At 73.1% G+C, this 18,441-nt stretch carries 20 protein-coding genes; 12 read left to right on the top strand and 8 right to left on the bottom strand.

Annotated features, from left to right (window positions below; all coding sequences use genetic code 11):
* Positions 1 to 9: 9 nt before the first annotated feature.
* Positions 10 to 1,386 carry a short-chain fatty acid transporter gene (locus FQ330_RS02835; RefSeq protein WP_225792660.1) on the top strand — a complete coding sequence of 459 codons (1,377 nt, stop codon included), beginning with the start codon at positions 10 to 12 and terminating at the stop codon, positions 1,384 to 1,386.
* A gap of 94 nt (positions 1,387 to 1,480) precedes the next feature.
* Here FQ330_RS02835 and FQ330_RS02830 read toward each other — a convergent pair whose 3' ends face one another.
* Together FQ330_RS02830 and FQ330_RS02825 are read right to left on the bottom strand one after the other, a co-directional pair.
* A complete protein-coding gene (locus tag FQ330_RS02830) occupies positions 1,481 to 2,431 on the bottom strand; it encodes a hypothetical protein (protein ID WP_146355050.1) in 951 nt (316 codons plus the stop codon).
* Between the two features lie 73 nt (positions 2,432 to 2,504).
* Positions 2,505 to 2,870, bottom strand: a complete 366-nt coding sequence (locus FQ330_RS02825; RefSeq protein ID WP_146355048.1) for a sterol carrier family protein — start codon at positions 2,868 to 2,870, stop codon at positions 2,505 to 2,507.
* A 117-nt stretch (positions 2,871 to 2,987) separates the two neighbouring features.
* Here FQ330_RS02825 and purD point away from each other — a divergent pair, with 117 nt between their 5' ends.
* Positions 2,988 to 4,247 (top strand): phosphoribosylamine--glycine ligase, encoded by a 1,260-nt coding sequence (gene purD / locus FQ330_RS02820; protein ID WP_146355046.1) that lies wholly within the window; start codon positions 2,988 to 2,990, stop codon positions 4,245 to 4,247.
* Positions 4,244 to 5,116 carry a phosphoribosylaminoimidazolesuccinocarboxamide synthase gene (locus FQ330_RS02815; RefSeq protein ID WP_146355044.1) on the top strand — a complete coding sequence of 291 codons (873 nt, stop codon included), beginning with the start codon at positions 4,244 to 4,246 and terminating at the stop codon, positions 5,114 to 5,116. Before purD ends, FQ330_RS02815 begins: the two co-directional genes overlap by 4 nt.
* 158 nt (positions 5,117 to 5,274) lie before the next feature.
* Here the strand turns inward: FQ330_RS02815 and ypfJ are convergent, their stop codons facing one another.
* Positions 5,275 to 6,174 (bottom strand): KPN_02809 family neutral zinc metallopeptidase, encoded by a 900-nt coding sequence (gene ypfJ / locus FQ330_RS02810; protein WP_146355042.1) that lies wholly within the window; start codon positions 6,172 to 6,174, stop codon positions 5,275 to 5,277.
* A 124-nt stretch (positions 6,175 to 6,298) separates the two neighbouring features.
* On the opposite strand from ypfJ, the gene purS reads away from it, so the two are divergent.
* The 6 genes from purS (at position 6,299) to FQ330_RS02780 (ending at position 11,262) form a co-directional block, all read left to right on the top strand.
* Positions 6,299 to 6,574: a phosphoribosylformylglycinamidine synthase subunit PurS gene (gene purS / locus FQ330_RS02805; RefSeq protein WP_146355040.1), complete on the top strand. Its 276-nt coding sequence runs from the start codon at positions 6,299 to 6,301 to the stop codon at positions 6,572 to 6,574.
* The gene (gene purQ / locus FQ330_RS02800) at positions 6,571 to 7,260 is read left to right on the top strand and encodes a phosphoribosylformylglycinamidine synthase subunit PurQ (RefSeq protein ID WP_146355038.1); all 690 of its coding nucleotides are present in this window, start codon (positions 6,571 to 6,573) and stop codon (positions 7,258 to 7,260) included. Before purS ends, purQ begins: the two co-directional genes overlap by 4 nt.
* A gap of 31 nt (positions 7,261 to 7,291) precedes the next feature.
* Complete coding sequence (locus tag FQ330_RS02795; protein ID WP_146355036.1) at positions 7,292 to 7,783, top strand: DUF3817 domain-containing protein; 492 nt, start codon at positions 7,292 to 7,294, stop codon at positions 7,781 to 7,783.
* Positions 7,784 to 7,867: 84 nt separating this feature from the next.
* Complete coding sequence (gene purL, locus FQ330_RS02790) at positions 7,868 to 10,156, top strand: phosphoribosylformylglycinamidine synthase subunit PurL (protein ID WP_146355034.1); 2,289 nt, start codon at positions 7,868 to 7,870, stop codon at positions 10,154 to 10,156.
* Between the two features lie 204 nt (positions 10,157 to 10,360).
* Complete coding sequence (locus tag FQ330_RS02785) at positions 10,361 to 10,795, top strand: DUF1761 domain-containing protein (RefSeq protein WP_146355032.1); 435 nt, start codon at positions 10,361 to 10,363, stop codon at positions 10,793 to 10,795.
* A complete protein-coding gene (locus tag FQ330_RS02780) occupies positions 10,792 to 11,262 on the top strand; it encodes an SRPBCC family protein (RefSeq protein ID WP_146355030.1) in 471 nt (156 codons plus the stop codon). The genes FQ330_RS02785 and FQ330_RS02780 overlap by 4 nt, the downstream gene beginning before the upstream one ends.
* Positions 11,263 to 11,280: 18 nt before the next feature.
* Here FQ330_RS02780 and FQ330_RS02775 read toward each other — a convergent pair whose 3' ends face one another.
* Both FQ330_RS02775 and FQ330_RS13470 read right to left on the bottom strand, forming a co-directional pair.
* Positions 11,281 to 11,571 carry a chorismate mutase gene (locus FQ330_RS02775; protein WP_128190476.1) on the bottom strand — a complete coding sequence of 97 codons (291 nt, stop codon included), beginning with the start codon at positions 11,569 to 11,571 and terminating at the stop codon, positions 11,281 to 11,283.
* Positions 11,572 to 11,580: 9 nt separating this feature from the next.
* On the bottom strand, positions 11,581 to 12,171 hold the full coding sequence (locus FQ330_RS13470) for a GNAT family N-acetyltransferase (RefSeq protein WP_225792659.1): 591 nt from the start codon (positions 12,169 to 12,171) through the stop codon (positions 11,581 to 11,583).
* A gap of 59 nt (positions 12,172 to 12,230) precedes the next feature.
* On the opposite strand from FQ330_RS13470, the gene FQ330_RS13465 reads away from it, so the two are divergent.
* A complete protein-coding gene (locus tag FQ330_RS13465; RefSeq protein WP_225792658.1) occupies positions 12,231 to 12,854 on the top strand; it encodes a maleylpyruvate isomerase N-terminal domain-containing protein in 624 nt (207 codons plus the stop codon).
* 37 nt (positions 12,855 to 12,891) lie between these two features.
* On the top strand, positions 12,892 to 14,238 hold the full coding sequence (gdhA, locus tag FQ330_RS02765) for an NADP-specific glutamate dehydrogenase (RefSeq protein ID WP_146355028.1): 1,347 nt from the start codon (positions 12,892 to 12,894) through the stop codon (positions 14,236 to 14,238).
* A 124-nt stretch (positions 14,239 to 14,362) separates the two neighbouring features.
* Here the strand turns inward: gdhA and FQ330_RS02760 are convergent, their stop codons facing one another.
* Positions 14,363 to 15,649: an adenylosuccinate synthase gene (locus FQ330_RS02760; protein WP_146355026.1), complete on the bottom strand. Its 1,287-nt coding sequence runs from the start codon at positions 15,647 to 15,649 to the stop codon at positions 14,363 to 14,365.
* A gap of 326 nt (positions 15,650 to 15,975) precedes the next feature.
* Between FQ330_RS02760 and FQ330_RS02755 the strand changes: the two genes are divergently transcribed.
* On the top strand, positions 15,976 to 16,470 hold the full coding sequence (locus tag FQ330_RS02755; RefSeq protein WP_146355024.1) for an FBP domain-containing protein: 495 nt from the start codon (positions 15,976 to 15,978) through the stop codon (positions 16,468 to 16,470).
* A gap of 46 nt (positions 16,471 to 16,516) precedes the next feature.
* Here FQ330_RS02755 and FQ330_RS02750 read toward each other — a convergent pair whose 3' ends face one another.
* Both FQ330_RS02750 and FQ330_RS02745 read right to left on the bottom strand, forming a co-directional pair.
* The gene (locus tag FQ330_RS02750) at positions 16,517 to 17,872 is read right to left on the bottom strand and encodes a TIGR01777 family oxidoreductase (protein WP_146355022.1); all 1,356 of its coding nucleotides are present in this window, start codon (positions 17,870 to 17,872) and stop codon (positions 16,517 to 16,519) included.
* 81 nt (positions 17,873 to 17,953) lie between these two features.
* Positions 17,954 to 18,436 (bottom strand): SRPBCC family protein, encoded by a 483-nt coding sequence (locus tag FQ330_RS02745; RefSeq protein WP_128190126.1) that lies wholly within the window; start codon positions 18,434 to 18,436, stop codon positions 17,954 to 17,956.
* Positions 18,437 to 18,441: the final 5 nt, after the last annotated feature.

Here is an 18,441-nt window from a genome sequence, read left to right as displayed (position 1 = left end):
AGGTGAACCATGCCGAACGCCCCTGCCGAGACCCGCGAATCGGGCGCCCCGCTCGCCCGCGCGATGCGGCCCATCAACACCGTCGTCGAGCGCTGGATCCCCTCCGCGCTCGTCTTCGCGATCATCCTGACGCTCGTCGTCGCGCTGCTCGCGCTGACGGTCACGCAGACGAACCCCGTCGACCTCGTCGTCGGCTGGGGCGACGGACTGTCGGGCCTGCTCGCCTTCATGACGCAGATGGCGCTCATCCTGCTGCTCGGCCACATGCTCGCCAACACCCGGCCCGTGCGCCGCCTGCTCACGCGCCTCGCCGCGCTGCCGCAGACGCCCGTGCAGGCCTACCTGTTCGTCTTCGTCATCGCCGCGGTCGCATCCCTCATCACCTGGGGCCTCGGCCTCGTCGTCGGCGGCCTGCTCGCCCGCGAGGTCGCGGCCTCGGGCAAGGAGCGCGGCCTCCGCCTGCACTTCCCGATGCTCGTCGCGGCCGGCTTCTCGGGCTTCGTCGTCTGGCACATGGGCTACTCGGGCTCCGGCCCGCTCACGGCCGCCACGCCCGACTCGTTCATCGCCGAGCACCTCGGCGGCCAGGTGATCCCGGTCTCCGAGACGACCTTCGCGCTGCCGAACATCATCGGCGCGGTCGCGACGATCGTCGCCGTCGCCGTGGCGCTGTCGCTCGTCGCGCCGCGCGGCTCCGACCGCATCGTCGAGCTGCAGTTCGACGCCCGCGAGCAGCTCGTCGAGCACGAGGAGGAGGTCGTGACCCCCGCCGACCGCATCGACGCGAGCCGCATCGTCACGCTCATCGTCGGCGCCGCGCTCACGCTCTACCTCGTCGTGCACTTCGTGCAGGGCGGCACGATCACGCTCGACATCGTCAACTGGTCGTTCCTCGCGCTCATCTTCCTGCTGGTGCGCAACCCGTTCGAGATCATCCGCCTCACGAAGGAGGCCGCCTCGAACGTGGGCGAGATCCTGCTGCAGTTCCCGCTCTACGCGGGCATCCTCGGCATGATGACGTCCTCCGGCCTCATCGAGGTGCTGTCGGATGCGTTCGTCGCGATCGCGAACCCGGTCACGTTCGGCGTGCTGGCGCTGCTGTCGGCCGGGCTCGTGAACTTCTTCGTGCCGTCGGGCGGCGGGCAGTTCGCGGTGCAGGCGCCGATCCTGCTCGACGCCGCCGAGCGCATCGGCGTCGACCCGGCGATCCCGATCATGGCGGTCGCGTACGGCGACCAGTGGACGAACATGATCCAGCCGTTCTGGGCGCTGGCGCTGCTCGCGATCGCGGGGCTGAAGATGCGCGACATCCTCGGCTACACGACCGTGACGCTCCTCGCATCCGGCCTCGTCTTCGCGGCGGTGCTGGTCGTCTGGTCGCTCTGACGCACTGACGCGCTGACTCGCCGACGAGGCACGCTGGCCCTCTCCGCTCCGGAGGGGGCCAGCGGCGTCCTGGCAGCAGCCGCGCGCCGGGCGCTCAGCGGCGGTGCTCCAGCAGCGAGTTCAACGTGAGCGACGTCTTCGAGAGCGAGCTGGTCGCGAGCGACGAGCGGGTGAGCGAGGACCCGCGGCGGCGGATGCGCTCGTTGTCGGCGAGTTCGAGGCGGCCGATGAGGGCGGTCACCTCGTCGGAGGGGTTCGGCAGCTGGCGCTGCTGCACCCGAGCGGCCTCATCGATCCCCGCCTGGCGCACGCGGTCGGCAGCCTGCCGCCCGGCGTCCTGCAGCTGGCCCACCTGCTGCTGCACGCGGGAGTCGACCTGGCGCCGCAGCTGCTCGATGCGCGCGAGCCGGTCGGAGCCCGGCGCCGGCTGCGGCTGGCGCTGCTGCTGGCCCTGGTACGCGGCCTGGCCCTGGTAGTCCTGCTGACCCTGGTAGCCCTGCTGGCCCTGGCCCTGCCGCTGCGGCTGCGGCTGCGGCTGGCGCGGGGCCTGCGGTCGCGGCTGCTGCGGCCGCTGCTGCGGCGACGCGTGCACCTGCGGCTGCGCTCCGGAGCGTCGCGCGCGCTCGCCCTCGACCTCGCGCGCCGCTGCCTCGATGCGCTCGCGCCATGACTGCGGCACCGCGTTCTGCAGGTGCTCGGCCTGCCCGACCGCCTCGCCGTAGCGCTGCCCGGCCTCCCGCCGCACCTGCTGCACGCCGCCGCGCACCTGCTCGCGCGCCCGCTGGCCGGCGCCGCGCAGCACGCCGCGCAGCGACGTGAAGCCGCCCCGCACCATCGCGAGGCCGATGATCGACGCGGCCGCCGACAGGATGAGCGGGACGAAGGCGGTGTCGAAGGCGCTCTCGATCCCGACGACGAGCGCCGACTGCCCGATCCAGCCGATCCACTGCAGCAGGCCCGGCACGCCGTTGAAGAGCAGGATGGCGCCGATCACCATCGTGACGAGGGGACCGATGAACCCCTGCGGGCGGACGACCTGAGCCATGGGTTCAGTATGGCCCTCCGCACCTGCGCGCGACGGGCGGATGCGCGGGTCGGTGGCGACCCTCGCCGGCGGGTCAGCCCGCGGTCGGGCGCACGAGCGGCAGCCACGGCGAGACGTCGGCGCGCACGCCCGACGCGCGCACCGCGCCGCGACCCACCGCATCCGCCCACGCCTCGCCGCCGGTCGCGAGCGCGAGCCAGGTCGCGGCGTCGGTCTCGACCACGTTGGGCGGCGTGCCGCGCGTGTGCCCGGGGCCCTCGACCGCCTGCACGGCGCCGAACGGCGGCACGCGCACCTCGACCGACTTGCCGGGCGCCCGATCGGCGAGGCACTGCAGCGTGTAGCGCACCGCGAGCGCCCGCTCGGCGCGCCCGGCGTCGGGCGCGAGCGCGGCGCGCACCGCGTCGGTGCCGTCGAGATCGGGGATGCGCCTGGCCACGTCCGACAGGCTAGCCGCGGCCGGCGACGTGGTCGCCTGGTGGCCGCCGGGCGCCCTCATCGCCGATGCATCGAGCCCGTCGGCCCGGCGGGCTCGCCGCGTTCGTAGAATGGGCGCGTGCGGATCCTGGTACTCGGCAGCGGCGCGCGTGAGCACGCCATCATCGCGGCACTCCTCGAGGAGGGCGGCCACGAGATCACGGCCGCGCCCGGCAACGCCGGGATCGGCGTCGAGGTCGAGGCGGTGCGCGTCGACATCAAGGACCCGCAGCTCGTCACCGACCTCGCCGTCGACGGCGGCTTCGACCTGGTCGTCATCGGCCCCGAGGCGCCCCTCGTCGCGGGCGTCGCCGACGCCCTCAAGCAGGCCGGCGTGCCGGTCTTCGGCCCCACGAAGGCGGCCGCCGCCATCGAGGGCTCGAAGTCGTTCGCGAAGGCGGTCATGGCGCGGGCCGGCGTGCCGACGGGCGCCGACACCACGGCCGTGACGCTCGACGACGTGCGGGCCGCGCTCGACGCATCCGCTCCCCCGTGGGTGCTGAAGGCCGACGGGCTCGCCGCCGGCAAGGGCGTCATCGTCACCGACGACCGGGCCGCGGCCGAGGCGCACGCCGAGGCGTTCCTGCCCGACGGGCCCCTGCTGATCGAGGAGTACCTCGCCGGGCCCGAGGTGAGCCTGTTCGTGCTCACCGACGGCAAGCACGCCGTGCCGCTCGCGCCCGCGCAGGATTTCAAGCGCCTCGGCGACGGCGACACCGGACCCAACACCGGCGGCATGGGCGCCTACTCGCCGCTGCCGTGGCTCGCCGAGCGCTTCGGCAGCGAGCAGGCCTTCGTCGACGAGGTCGTCGAGAACGTCGCGCTGCCCACGATCCGCGCGATGGCCGAGGCGGGCACGCCCTTCACGGGCCTGCTCTACTGCGGCCTCATCGTCACCGACGACGGCGTGAAGGTCATCGAGTTCAACGCGCGCTTCGGCGACCCCGAGACGCAGGTGGTGCTGCCCCGCATCGAGTCGGGACTGGCGGATGCGCTGCTGGCGGCCGCGAACGGATCCCTCGGGTCGGCAGCGCCGCTCGTCTGGCGCGACTCGGCGGCGGTCGCCGTGGTGCTCGCGAGCGAGGGCTACCCGGGCGACCCCATCACCGGTCGCCTCATCACCGGCGTCGAGGATGCCGAGCAGCTCGAGGGCGTGCGGGTGCTGCACGCCGCCACCGGCCGCGGGGAGCAGGGCCTGACCGCCACCGGCGGCCGGGTGCTCAACGTCGTCGGCACCGGCGCGACGCTCGCCGAGGCGCGCGAGCGCGCGTATGCGGGGCTCGGGAGGATCTCGCTCGAGGGCGGGCAGTCGCGCTCCGACATCGCCGCCCGGGCATGACCGGGCTCGACGGCTGGGAGCTCGCCTACTCGGGCAAGGTGCGCGACCTCTACGTGCCGGTCGGCACCGAGCTCGCGACCGCGCCCGAGATGCTCATGGTCGCCTCCGACCGCGTCTCGGCCTTCGACCAGGTGCTCGAGCCCGCCATCCCCGGCAAGGGCGAGCTGCTGACGACGCTCACGCGCTGGTGGATCGACCGGCTGGGGCTCCCGTCGCAGCTCGCTCCCGACGCCGACGCCCGCACCCCGGACGCGGTGCGCGGCCGCGCGATGCTCGTGCGCACGCTCGACATGCTCCCGGTCGAGTGCGTCGTGCGCGGACGCGTCACCGGCTCGGGACTCAAGGAGTACCGGCAGGTCGGCTCGATCTCGGGCGTCGCGCTGCCGCCGGGCCTGGAGGACGGCGATGCGCTTCCCGAGCCGATCTACACGCCGGCCTGGAAGGCGCCGCAGGGCGCGCACGACGAGAACGTGTCCTTCGAGCGCACGGTCGAGCTGGTCGGCGCTGACGACGCGGCCGCGATCCGCGACCTCGCGCTGCGCGTGTACGCGCAGGGCGCGGCGATCGCCGCCGAGGCCGGTCTCGTGCTCGCCGACACGAAGCTCGAGTTCGGCCGCGACCGAGCGACGGGCGAGCTGGTGCTCGCCGACGAGGTGCTCACCTCGGACTCGTCGCGGTACTGGGACGCCGCGGCGCTCGATCAGGGCCGCGTGGAGTCGTTCGACAAGCAGATCGTGCGCGACTGGCTCGCCGCGAACTGGGACGGTGCGGGCGAGGCTCCCCGGCTGCCCGCCGACGTCGTCGAGCGGACGGCGGCGCGCTACCGGGAGCTCATCGAGCGGTTGACCGGGTCGCCGCGCGTCGAGTAGGGGGCGCGTCGACGAGCGGCGGGGATCTCGATACGCCCGACTGCGTCGGGCTACTCGATCAACGGGGTGGGGTGATCTCGATACGCCCGACTGCGTCGGGCTACTCGATCAACGGGGTGGAGCGACTGCGTCGGGCTGCTCGAGCAGCGGGCGGGCGCTCAGACCTCGGGCGCGTTCCAGGTGTCGCAGGCGCCGACGCCCTCGTTGAAGCCGCGCGCCAGCCAGTTCATGCGCTGCTCGCTCGAGCCGTGCGTCCAGCTCTCGGGGTTCACGCCGCCGCCGCCCATCTCCTGCAGCGCGTCGTCGCCGATCGTGTGCGCCGCGTTCAGGGCGTCGTTCATCTCCTGCTGGGTCGGCTCGACGAGCACCGGCGCGCCGCCGTCGTCGTCGGTCGTCTGCGAGGCGCCCGCGATCCAGGCGCCCGCGTAGCAGTCGGCCTGCAGCTCGCTGCGCACGGCCGACGACTGCGGGCCGGAGTCGCCCTGCTGCACGCGCTCGAGCTGGCCGGTGATGTTCTGCACGTGGTGGCCCCACTCGTGCGCGAGCACGTAGAGCTGCGCGAGCGAGCCGCCCGAGGCGCCGAACTGCTCGCGCATCTGCTGGAAGAACGTGCTGTCGATGTAGATCGCCTGGTCGGGCGGGCAGTAGAACGGGCCCACCGCGCTCGTCGCGGCACCGCATCCGGTCTCGACCTGCCGGTCGAAGAGCATCACGCGCGGGTCGGCGTACTCGATGCCGTTGGCGCTCGCCGTCTCGGTCCAGAAGCGCGACATGGAGTCGGCCCCGCCCTCCATGCGGCACGTGACGTTGGCGGGGTCGTTGGCGTCCTCGCCGGTGCAGCCCGTGACCTCCTCGCCCTGCGACTGGCCCTGCGAGGGCGGGCTCGCGTCCTGCGGCGCGAGGCCCGTGAGGTCGACGCCGAAGAACATCGACGCGAGCACGAGGATGAGCGTGAGGATGCCGCCGCCGCCGACGGCGATCGCACCGCCGCCGCCTCGACCGCCGCCGCCGCGGCTGACCGTGGAGGTGTCGAAGTTGGCATCGCCCCTGAACGTCATAGCGCACACAGTAGCCCGGGATCCCGCCCGTCGGCCGGGAACGTGCTCCGACCCTCGGCGGCGCGCGGCGCATCCGTAGAATGGGAGGGCACCCCCACCCGACTGCTACCGCAGGGAGCGACCCATGGCCCTCATCGTCGTCGACGTCATGCCGAAGGCAGAGATCCTCGATCCGCAGGGCAAGGCGGTCACCCGCGCGCTCGCGCGGCTCGGCCACGAGGCGGTCGGCGAGGTGCGCGTCGGCAAGCGCTTCGAGCTCACGGTCGACGGCGAGGTGACGGATGCGCTGCTCGAGCAGGTGCGCACGGTCGCCGACGAGGTGCTCGCGAACACCGTCATCGAGGACGTCGTGGGCGTGCACGTCGTCGAGCAGGCCGCCCAGCCCGGAGCGGCGCAGTGAGGGTCGGCGTCATCACCTTCCCCGGCACGCTCGACGACCGGGACGCCCAGCGCGCTGTGCGGCTCGCCGGCCACGAGCCGGTCGCGCTGTGGCACGGGGAGCACGACCTGCACGGCGTCGACGCGCTCGTGCTGCCGGGCGGCTTCTCGTACGGCGACTACCTGCGCTGCGGCGCGATCGCCGCGCGCTCCCCGATCATGACCGAGGTCGTCGAGGCGGCCGAGCGCGGCATGCCCGTGCTCGGCATCTGCAACGGCTTCCAGATGCTGGCGGAGGCGCGGCTGCTGCCGGGCGGGCTGGTGCGCAACGAGACGGGCCTGTTCGTGCGCCGCGACCAGCGGCTGCGCGTCGAGCGCACCTCGACCGCGTGGACCAACCGCTTCGAGCCCGGCCAGGAGATCGTCATCCCGCTGAAGAACGGCGAGGGGCGCTTCGTCGCGACGCCCGACGAGGTCAAGCGCATCGAGGACGAGGGCCTCGTCGCGTTCCGCTACCTGGGCGAGAACCCGAACGGCTCGGTCGACGACATCGCCGGCCTCACGAACGCCGCGGGCAACGTCGTCGGCCTCATGCCGCACCCCGAGCACGCCGTCGAGCTCGGCTTCGGCCCCACGACCACGCGCATGAAGGCGGGCCTCGACGGGCTCGACATCTTCAAGTCCGCGCTGGAGTCGGTCGCGGCCTGACGCGCTCGAGGCGAGGGTGTAGCCTGTCTACATGACGCCCGCCACCGCATCCGCCACCGGTCTGACGCCGAAGCGCGCCTACCGCTTCCTCGCGATCGCCGAGGCGGTCACGTGGACGCTGCTGATCGTCGCGATGGTGGCGAAGTACGCGTTCCAGGTGGATGCGCTGGTGCCGATCGCGGGACCGATCCACGGGTTCGTCTTCCTCGCGTACGGCGCCATGCAGCTCGTCGTGGGCCGCAACCAGCGCTGGGCGGCTGGCACCGTGCTGCTCGGCATCGCCACCGCGGTCGTGCCCTACGCGACCATCCCGTGGGAGCGCCGGCTCGAGCGCCGCGGCGCGCTCGAGGGCGCCTGGCGCACCGAGGCCACCGACGACCCGCGCGACGCGAGCCCGCTCGACCGGGCGTTCCGGTGGGGCATCGCGCATCCCGTGCTGCTCGTCGCGATCGCCCTCGTGCTCGTCGCCGCCGCCTTCGCCGCGCTGCTGACCGCCGGACCGCCCGACGAGTGGTTCGCCTGACGTCGCCGCCCGCCCGCGCGGCCCGGCGCATCCGCCCGCTCGGTAGGATCGAGGGACCGCCGAGCTGACCTCCTGAGGAGCGCTGTGACCACCACTCGTCCGCCCCGCGACACCGTCGAGGTCGCCGCCAGCACCCCGGAGCGCGAGCAGCCGTTCGCCGCGCTCGGCCTGAAGCCCGACGAGTACGAGCAGATCCGCGGGATCCTCGGCCGCCGGCCCACGAGCGCCGAGCTCGCGATGTACTCGGTGATGTGGAGCGAGCACTGCTCCTACAAGTCGTCGAAGAAGCACCTGCGCACCTTCGGGCAGAAGGTCACGCCCGAGATGCGCGAGCGGCTGATGGTGGGCATGGGCCAGAACGCGGGCGTCATCGACGCCGGCGAGGGCTGGGCCGTCACCTTCAAGATCGAGTCGCACAACCACCCGTCGTTCGTCGAGCCCTTCCAGGGCGCCGCGACGGGCGTCGGCGGCATCGTGCGCGACATCATCTCGATGGGCGCGCGCCCCGTGGCAGTCATGGACGCGCTGCGCTTCGGCGCCATCGACCACCCCGACACCGCCCGCGTCGTGCACGGCGTCACGAGCGGCATCTCCTTCTACGGCAACTGCCTGGGCCTGCCGAACATCGGCGGCGAGACCGTCTTCGACGCGGTCTACCAGGGCAACCCGCTCGTGAACGCGCTCGCCGTCGGCGTGCTGCGCCACGAGGACCTGCACCTCGCCAACGCCACGGGCGTCGGCAACAAGGTCGTGCTCTTCGGCGCCCGCACGGGCGGCGACGGCATCGGCGGCGCCTCGATCCTCGCCTCCGAGTCGTTCGACGACGAGGGCCCCGCCAAGCGGCCCGCCGTGCAGGTGGGCGACCCGTTCGCCGAGAAGGTGCTCATCGAGTGCTGCCTCGAGCTCTACGCCGCGGGCGTCGTCGAGGGCATCCAGGACCTCGGCGCGGCCGGCATCTCGTGCGCCACGAGCGAGCTCGCCGCCAACGGCGACTCGGGCATGCGGGTCGAGCTCGACCACGTGCTGCTGCGCGACCCCACGCTCACGGCCGAGGAGATCCTCATGTCGGAGTCGCAGGAGCGCATGATGGCGATCGTCGCGCCCGAGAAGCTCGAGTCTTTCCTGGCGATCACCGGCAAGTGGGATGTCGAGACGAGCGTGCTCGGCGAGGTCACCGGCGACGGCCGGCTCGTCATCACGCACTCGGGCGAGGTGATCGTCGACGTCGACCCCAAGACCGTCGCGATCGACTCCCCCGTCTACGACCGCCCGATGGAGCGGCCCGAGTGGCAGGACGCGCTGCAGGCCGACAGCGCCGCGGCGCTGCCGCGGGTGTCGGGCAGCGCGCTCGGCGACCAGCTGCTCGCCCTCACCGGCTCGCCCAACCTGGCCGACGCATCCTGGATCACCGAGCAGTACGACGACTACGTCCTCGGCAACACGGCGCTCTCGATGCCCGACGACGCGGGCATGGTGCGCATCGACGAGGCGTCGGGGCTCGGCTTCGCCGTCGCCGTCGACGCGAACGGCCGCTACTGCCAGCTCGACCCGCGCGAGGGCGCGAAGCTCGCGCTCGCGGAGGCCTACCGCAACGTCGCCGTCTCGGGCGCGACGCCCGTGGGCGTCAGCGACTGCCTGAACTTCGGCAACCCCGAGATCCCGGCCGTCATGTGGCAGTTCGCCGAGGCGGTCGACGGGCTCGCCGACGGCTGCGTCGAGCTCGGGATCCCGGTCACGGGCGGCAACGTGTCGTTCTACAACCAGACCGGCGAGACGCAGATCCACCCGACGCCCGTCGTCGGCGTGCTCGGCATCATCGACGACGTCGACCGCCGCCTGCCCTCCGGCTGGCAGGACGACGGCCAGGCGCTGTTCCTGCTCGGCACCACCCGCGACGAGCTCGACGGCTCGGCGTGGGCGGGCGCCGTGCACGACCACCTGGGCGGCCTGCCGCCCCGGGTCGACCTCGGCGCGGAGAAGGCGCTCGGCGGCCTCATGCAGGGCATCGCCTTCGAGGGCCTCGCGACCGCCGCGCACGACCTCTCGGAGGGCGGCCTCGGCATGGCCGTCGTCGAGGGCGCGCTGCGCTTCGGCATCGGCGCCCGCATCTGGCTCTCGGGCATCACCGAGCGCGACGGCATCGACGAGACGGCGGCGCTCTTCTCGGAGTCGGGGGCGCGCGCGCTCGTCGCGGTCGCCCGCGAGGACGAGGTGAAGTTCACCGGCATGTGCGAGGCGCGGGGCGTGCCCGTGCTGCGGATCGGCGTCACCGACGCGACCTCGGGCGCGATCGAGATCCAGGATGTGGCGACGCTGTCGCTCGCCGAGCTGGGGGCCACGAGCCGCGCGACCATCCGGGGGCGCTTCGCCTGACGGAGGGCCGCGCGCCGGCGCACGCTCGGCCGCCCGAACGTGGTGCGGCCGCGCGCTCCGCCGACCCGTTCCACCGATCGCGACCCGGTGCACCGGGTCTGTGAGGGTGGAACAGGTCGGCGAGGGGTCGACGTGTCGGATGCCGGCGCGCGGCGAACGCGTCAGGCGCGGACGGTCTCTCGCGGCGGAGCCTATGCTTCGGGCATGGACCTCACCGTGCCGGCGATCAACGTCTTCGCCGTCGTGCTCGCCGCCGTCGCCGCCATGGTCGTCGGCGCCATCTACTACCACCCGAAGGTGCTCGGCACCCGCTGGATGCGCGCCATCGGCCACACGAGCGAGAGCGTCGCCGCGGGGCCCCGGCCCTGGGTCTACCCGCTGATCATCGTCTGCGCGCTGGTCACCGCATGGGTGCTCGCGGGCGCCACCTGGATCTCGTTCGAGTTCTACGGCGGCAGCTTCCTCTGGAACGCGCTCATCACCGCCTGGATCCTCTTCATCGGCTTCACCCTCGCCCGAGTCGTGGTGCACGACGTGTTCGACCCGCGCGGCTTCCGCGTCACCGGCCACACGGCGCTCAACGAGGTGCTCGTGCTCACCGCGATGGCGCTCGTCATCGGCGTCTGGCCGCCCGCATGAGCGACGTGGTGCTGACCCTGGAGCGGTCGATCGACGCGCCGACGGATGCGGTGTGGCAGGTGCTCACGGATCTCGACGCCGCGCCGACGGTGCTGTCGGGCGTGACGAAGGTCGAGCGGCTCGCGGGCTCCGGCTACACGATCGGCACCCGCTGGCGCGAGACGCGCACGATGATGGGCCGCGAGGCGACCGAGGAGCTGGAGGTCGTCGGCATCGACCCCGGACGATCCACGATGGTCGCCGCCGAGGCGCACGGCATGCGCTACCGCACCGAGTTCACGCTCGAGCCGGTGGGCGGGGGCACGCTGCTGCGGACGCGCTTCAGCGGCACGTCCGAGACGCCGTCGTGGGCGCAGCGCCTGGCCGCCAAGCTCACCGCCCGCCTCGGGCTGGCCGTGACGCGGAAGGCGATGCAGCAGGACCTCGACGACATCGCCGCGGCCGCGGAGGCGCGCTCCCGCGCGTAGCGCCGCTCGGGCGGCTGCCTACTCGGCGCCCGCGATCCGCTCGTGGTGGTGGATGACCTCGGCGATCACGAAGGTGATGAACTTCTGCGCGAACTCGGGGTCGAGCTCGGCGTCCTCGGCGAGCCGGCGCAGACGCGCGATCTGCGTCGCCTCCCGCGAGGGGTCGGACGGCGGCATCCCGTGCTCCGCCTTCAGCTCGCCGACCGCCTGCGTCAGCTTGAAGCGCTCGGCCAGCGTGTGGATGAGCACCGCGTCGACGTTGTCGATGGAGCGTCGCAGGCGCTGCAGCTGGTCGTCGGGAGAGCTCATGCCTCCAGCCTAATTCGCGCGCCAGCGCAGCCGCGCCTCGAGCCCGCGCCGCACGCCGGGCCACTCGGGCTCGATGATCGAGTAGACGACCACGTCGCGCAGCGAGCCCTTGACGACCTCATGGCTGCGCAGCACGCCGTCGCGCTTCGCGCCCAGCCGCTCGATCGCATCGCGCGACTGGCGGTTGTGCCACGACGTGCGGAACTCGACCGCGACGCATCCGAGCACATCGAAGGCGCGCTCGAGCAGCAGCAGCTTGCTCGCGGGGTTGACGCCCGTGCCCTGCACCGACGGCGCCATCCACGTGGAGCCGATCTCCACGCGCGGCGTCGCGGCATCGATGTGCATGTAGGTCGTCATGCCGACTGCTCGGCCGTCGACGACGATCGCCCACGGCGCCATCGAACCTGCCGCGAGCAGCCGGAGGCGCCGGTCGATCTCGGCCGCGACGCCCTCCGGCTCGGGCACCGACGTGTACCAGGCCCGCTGCCACAGATCCCCCTCGGCGGCCGCCTCGGCGAGCGCCGGGGCGTGGTCGTGCGACAGGGGCTCGAGCGAGACGAGCGGATGCGTCAGGACGGGTCGTTCGAGGATGCTCACGTGCCCATTCTGGCCGGAGGGCGGTTGCCCGGTCCGCCGCCGCGTGCGAGCATGCGCGCATGGCCGTCGACTTCCCGCTCGCCGCGTCGGAGCTCGCGGCGCTCGTCGCCCGGGCGCCCGCCGACCGCCTCGACGGGCCGGGCCTCGGCGAGTGGACGCTGCGCGAGCTGATCGGCCACGCGTCACGCGCGATCTCGACGGTCGGCGCCTACCTCGCGCTCCCCGCGCCGGCCGAGGCGACCGTCGGGTCGGCGGCGGAGTACCTCGAGGTCGTGCTGCGGCAGCGCGGCGACGACGAGGCGATCCTGCTGCGCGGACGAGCGGCGGGCGCCGAGCTCGGCGACGACCCCGCGGCTGCGATCGAGGCGCTCGCGGCCGCGGCGGCGGACGCGGTCGCCGCCGCGGGACCCGCGCGCATCGTCGCGGTCGGTGCTGCGGGCGATGCCGCGATGCAGCTCGACGAGTACCTCCGCACGCGCGTGTTCGAGCTGACGGTGCACGGCATCGACATCGCCGACGCGGCCGGCATCGCCTGGGCGCCCCCGCCGGCCCACGTGCTCGACGCCCTGCACCTGGCCGCAGCCAACGCATCCGCCCGCGGCGCCGGCGTCGAGGCGCTGCGGCTGCTCACCGGGCGGCGGCCGGAGGCGGGGCTCGCGGACGTGATGGCCGCCGGTCGGTAGGATCGTCGGGTTGTCTGATTCCGATGGAGGAACGCCCGTGACGCAGCTCCACCCGCACCTCGCGCCTGTGTACGACGAGGTGCTGCAGCGCAATCCCGGTGAGTCCGAGTTCCATCAGGCTGTCTTCGAGGTGCTCGAGAGCCTCGGCCCGGTGGTCACGAAGCGGCCCGACTACGTCGACGCGAACATCCTGCGCCGCATCGTCGAGCCCGAGCGGCAGATCATCTTCCGCGTGCCGTGGATCGACGACGCCGGCACGGTGCAGATCAACCGCGGCTTCCGGGTGCAGTTCAACTCCGCCCTCGGCCCGTACAAGGGCGGCCTGCGCTTCCACCCGAGCGTCTACCTCGGCATCATCAAGTTCCTCGGCTTCGAGCAGATCTTCAAGAACTCTCTCACCGGCCTGCCCATCGGCGGCGGCAAGGGCGGCAGCGACTTCGACCCCAAGGGCAAGTCGGATGCCGAGATCATGCGGTTCTGCCAGTCGTTCATGACCGAGCTGTCGAGCCACATCGGCCAGTACACGGATGTGCCCGCGGGCGACATCGGCGTGGGCGGCCGAGAGCTGGGTTTCATGTTCGGCCAGTACAAGCGCCTCACGAACGCCTACGAGTCGGGCGTGCTGACGGGCAAGGGCCTCACGTGGGGCGGCTCGCAGGTGCGCAAGGAGGCCACGGGCTATGGCACGATCTACTTCCTCGACGAGGTGCTGCACGCCCGCGGCGAGGGCTTCGAGGGCAAGCGGGTCGTGGTCTCAGGCTCGGGGAACGTCGCGATCTACGCGATCGAGAAGGTGCACCAGCTCGGCGGCACGGTGATCGCGTGCAGCGACTCCTCCGGCTACGTCGTCGACGAGGCGGGCATCGACCTCGCGCTGCTGCAGGACGTCAAGGAGGTGCGGCGCGGCCGCATCGCCGAGTACGCCGAGCGGCGTCCGGGCGCCTCGTTCCGCGAGGGCGGGTCGATCTGGTCGGTGCCGTGCGACATCGCCGTGCCGTGCGCGACCCAGAACGAGCTCGACGAGGACGACGCGGTCGCGCTCGTGCGCAACGGGTGCACCGTCGTCGGCGAGGGCGCCAACATGCCGACGACCCAGGCGGCGGCACGGGTGCTCGTCTCGGCCGGCGTGGCGTTCGCGCCGGGCAAGGCGGTGAACGCCGGCGGCGTCGCGACGAGCGCGCTCGAGATGCAGCAGAACGCGTCGCGCGACTCGTGGACGTTCGAGCACACCGATGAGCGCCTGCACGAGATCATGAAGGGCATCCACGACCGGTGCGCCGAGACGGCCGAGGAGTACGGCCGCCCGGGCGACTACGTGGCCGGGGCGAACATCGCCGGCTTCAACCGCGTCGCCGACGCGATGCTCGCGCTCGGCGTCATCTAGCCGCTCCTCGTGGCGAGCGGGGCGGATGCGCCCGAGCGGGCACGGCGCGCCGGCCCCGGTCGGGCGCATCCGCCCCAGTGGGGCCCACGCCAGCGCGGGGCCGTTGCGGCCCGCCGCGGCCGCGTCAGTCGATGAGGTCGTGCACCTGGATGATCGCGTCGCGGTCGGCGCCCACGCCGATCGCCGAGATGCGCGAGCCCGAGCGCTCCTCGAGGAAGCGCACGTACGCCTGGGCGTTCGCGGGCAGCTCCGAGAACTCGCGCGCGCCCGAGATGTCCTCGCTCCAGCCGGGCAGCGATTCGTAGATCGGCTTCGCGTGGTGGAAGTCGGACTGCGAGACGGGCATCTCGTCGACGCGCTGGCCGTCGACCTCGTAGGCGACGCAGACCGGGATCGACTCGATGCCCGTGAGCACGTCGAGCTTCGTGAGCACGATGTCGGTGAGCCCGTTGATGCGCGAGGCGTAGCGGGTGATGACGGTGTCGTTCCAGCCGCAGCGGCGCGGGCGGCCGGTGGTGGTGCCGAACTCGAAGCCGTTCTTGCGCAGCAGCTCGCCCCACTCGTCGAACAGCTCGGTGGGGAACGGGCCGGCGCCGACGCGCGTCGTGTACGCCTTCACGATGCCGATGACGCGGTCGAGGCGGTTCGGCGCGACGCCCGAGCCCGCGGCGGCGCCCGCGGAGGTCGCAGTCGACGACGTGACGAACGGGTACGTGCCGTGGTCGATGTCGAGCATCGTCGCCTGGCCGGCCTCGAAGACGACGGTCCGGCCGGCGTCGAGCGCCTCGGCGAGCTCGAGGCCCGTGTCGCCGACCATCGGGCGCAGGCGCTCGACGTAGGAGGTGAGGTCGTCGAAGATCTCGTCGGAGGAGACGGAGCGGCGGTTGTAGACCTTGGCGAGCAGGTGGTTCTTCGTGTCGAGCGCGCCGTCGATCTTCTGGCGCAGGATCGACTCGTCGAAGAGGTCCTGCACGCGGATGCCGACGCGGTTGATCTTGTCGGCGTAGGCCGGGCCGATGCCGCGGCCGGTGGTGCCGATGGAGCGCTTGCCGAGGAAGCGCTCGGTGACCTTGTCGAGGGTGCGGTGGTAGTCGGTGATGATGTGCGCGTTCGCCGAGATGCGCAGCTTCGACACGTCGACGCCGCGGGCCGAGAGCGCCTCGAGCTCGTGGAAGAGCACCTCGAGGTCGATGACCACGCCGTTGCCGATCACGGGCGTGACGCCTTCGGTGAGGATGCCCGACGGCAGCAGGTGCAGCGCGTACTTCTCGTCGCCGACGACGACGGTGTGGCCGGCGTTGTTGCCGCCGTTGAACTTCACGACGTAGTCGGTGCGGCTGCCGAGCAGGTCGGTGGCCTTGCCCTTGCCCTCGTCGCCCCACTGGGCGCCGACGATGACGATTCCTGGCATGGGGCATCCCTTCGACGGGTTCGCGTACACCCCACCCTATCGAGCGGGAGGAGCGGGACCGGTCAGCCGCCGAGCCCGGCAGCCGAGCACGCGCGTACCCTGGGGACGTGAGCTCCGCAGCAGCGACGCCCGTGCGGCGTGAGGAGGTCGTCGGCGGCACCCCCGCCGGCGGCAGGTAGCAGCCGCGCCCGGAACGCGCTCCCGCGCCGACCGGCTCGCGGCGCCGCGGTCGACCGCCCTCCCGGGAAGGGCCGTCCCGCCGTGCCCTCCCACACCCATCCGCCGACGACCGCAGCGCTCGCCGGCCTCTCGAGAGGCGATCCCTCATGCTGGCCATCACCGCCCAGGACCTCCGCGGCGCGTTCGTGAACGCGAGCCGCAAAGAGGTCTCCAGCATCACCCTGCCCGACTGGTTCGACGACGCCGACTGGGGCTCGCTCGACTACCTCGGGTGGCGCGACCCGAAGATCGCGCGCCGTGCCTACGTCATCCTGCCGACGCTCGACGGCCACCCGGTCGGCGTGCTGCTGCGCCGCGCCGACGCCGCGCCGCGCGCCCGCGCGCAGTGCACCTGGTGCCAGGACGTGCGCCTGCCGAACGACGTCGTCTTCTACAGCGCCAAGCGCGCCGGCGCGGCGGGCCGCAGCGGCGACACCGCCGGCACGCTCGTGTGCGAGGAATTCGAGTGCTCGCAGAACGTGCGTCGGCTGCCGCCGCTCGCCTACGAGGGCTACGACCTCGAGGCCGCGCGGCTGCGGCGCATCGACGAGCTGCGGATGCGCGCGGCCGGCTTCGCCGACACGGTCGCGCGGGAGCGCTGACGATCGAGCTCGGTGCGGTCTGCACCGCGCCGCCGGGAGCGCCGCGCTACCTGCCGGCCTCGCGCATGCGCCCGAGCTGGTGGCGCAGCGACTGCTCGAGCTGCGGCCGGCGGAAGCGGTGCCCGAGCTCCTGCAGCCGCTCGGGCACCACGCGCTGGTCGGCGAGCGCGAGCTCGCGCATGCCCTGCTCGCCGAGCACCACGCGCGGCCCGAGGGCCGGCGTCGGCAGCAGCGCCGGCCGGTGCAGCACGCGCGCGAGCGTGCGGGCGTACTCGCCCTGCTGCACGGGCTCGGGCGCGACGGCGTTGACCGGCCCCGAGAGCCGCTCGTCGACGAGCGCGCGGTGGTAGACGTCGACGAGGTCGTCGAGGTCGATCCACGACTGCCAGTGCTCGCCGCCCGCGAGCGGGCCGCCGAGCCCCGCCTCGTAGAGCGGCCGCAGCACCATGAGCACGCCGCCGCGCGGCGTCTGCACGAGCCCGGTGCGCACCTGCACGGTGCGCACGCCCGCGTCGGCGGCGGGCTGCGTCTCGGCCTCCCAGTCGACGACGACGCGCGCGAGGAAGTCGTCTCCCGCGCTGCTGCCCTCGGTCAGCGGCTCATCGCCGCGGTCGACGCCGTAGCGGCCGATCCCGGACGCGCTCACGAAGACCCGCACGCCGGCGGAGGCGGCGCGCTCGGCGAGCCTGCGCGTCGGCCCGATGCGGCTGTCGCGGATGCGCTGCCGGTGCTCGTCGCCGAAGCGGCCGAAGATCGAGGCGCCCGCGAGGTGCACGACCGCGTCGACCCCCTCGAGCAGGTCGGGCGCCGGCGCATCCGGATCCCACCGCCGCTCCCCCGCGCCCGGCTCGTGGCGCACGAGCCGCACGACCTCGTGGCCGCCGGTCGTGAGGAACGCGGTCAGCTGTGTGCCGATGAGGCCGGATGCGCCGGTGACGGCGACCGTCATGGGCGCGGCCGCGGCGGCGGCGTGGGCCGCGAGGTCGTCGGCGAGCTGGCGGTGGCGGTAGACGAACATCGGACGGAGCGCGCGCGAGCCGACCTGGGTGTCGACGGCGTCGATCACGCGCGTGCCGGTGCCGGAGGCGGTCTCGACCGGCTCGAAGCGGTGCTCGTGACGCCAGCGGATGGGCCCGAGCGGCATCGAGGCGAGGCCGTCGGGCACGCGCTCGTCGACGAACGCGCGGCCGGGCACGTAGCCGGCGGGGTCGTGCTGCGCGACCCAGACCAGCCCGCCCGGGAGCGCGAGCTCGGCGCGCCCATCGGCGAGCGACTCCGCCTCGCGCTGCACGCGGCCGGGCATCCACGGCGGCAGCATCCGCGGGAAGGCACCGGGGCGCTCGTGCCAGGCGAAGACCTCGTCGACGCCCGCGTCGACCGTGCTGGAGTGCTCGATGCCCATGGCCGCACGGTACGCGTCGAGCCTGTGCATCCGCGCGGCGGAGCACAGGCTCGACGAGGTGGGCGCCGGGCGCCCGTGGGGCTAGAGGCCCGAGCTGTCGGCGGGGCGCTCGATGTCGCCCTCCCAGCCCTTCTCCGCGGCGTGACGGGCCGGGGCCGCCTCGGCGAGCTCCTTGAAGCGCTTGAGGTCGTGGCCGATCTGGATGTCGTCGACCTGGAGCAGCGCGCCGGCCTGCTCGACGATGCCCTGCGGCTTCCAGTCGATCTGCACGTTGACACGAGTGGTGTCGTCGTCGATGCGGTGGAAGGTGACGACGCCCGCGTGCGTCTCGCCGTCGAGGCTGCGCCACGCGACGCGCTCGTCCATGTGCTGCTCGGTGATCTCGGCGTCGAACTCGCGCTCGACCCCGGCGATCGACACGACCCAGTGGAGGCGGTCGTCGGTCTGCTGCGTGATGGACTCGACCCCGCTCATGAACTTCGGGAAGTCCTCGAACTGGGTCCAGAGCGCGTACACGGCGCTGATCGGCGCCTTGACGTCGATGCTGTCGGTGACCTGGGGCATGGTGA

This window comes from Agrococcus sediminis (assembly GCF_007923295.1).
Classification (GTDB): Bacteria; Actinomycetota; Actinomycetes; order Actinomycetales; family Microbacteriaceae; genus Agrococcus; species Agrococcus sediminis.
Note: the sequence above shows the minus strand (reverse complement) of the source record. Positions and strands in the feature narration are given on the sequence as shown.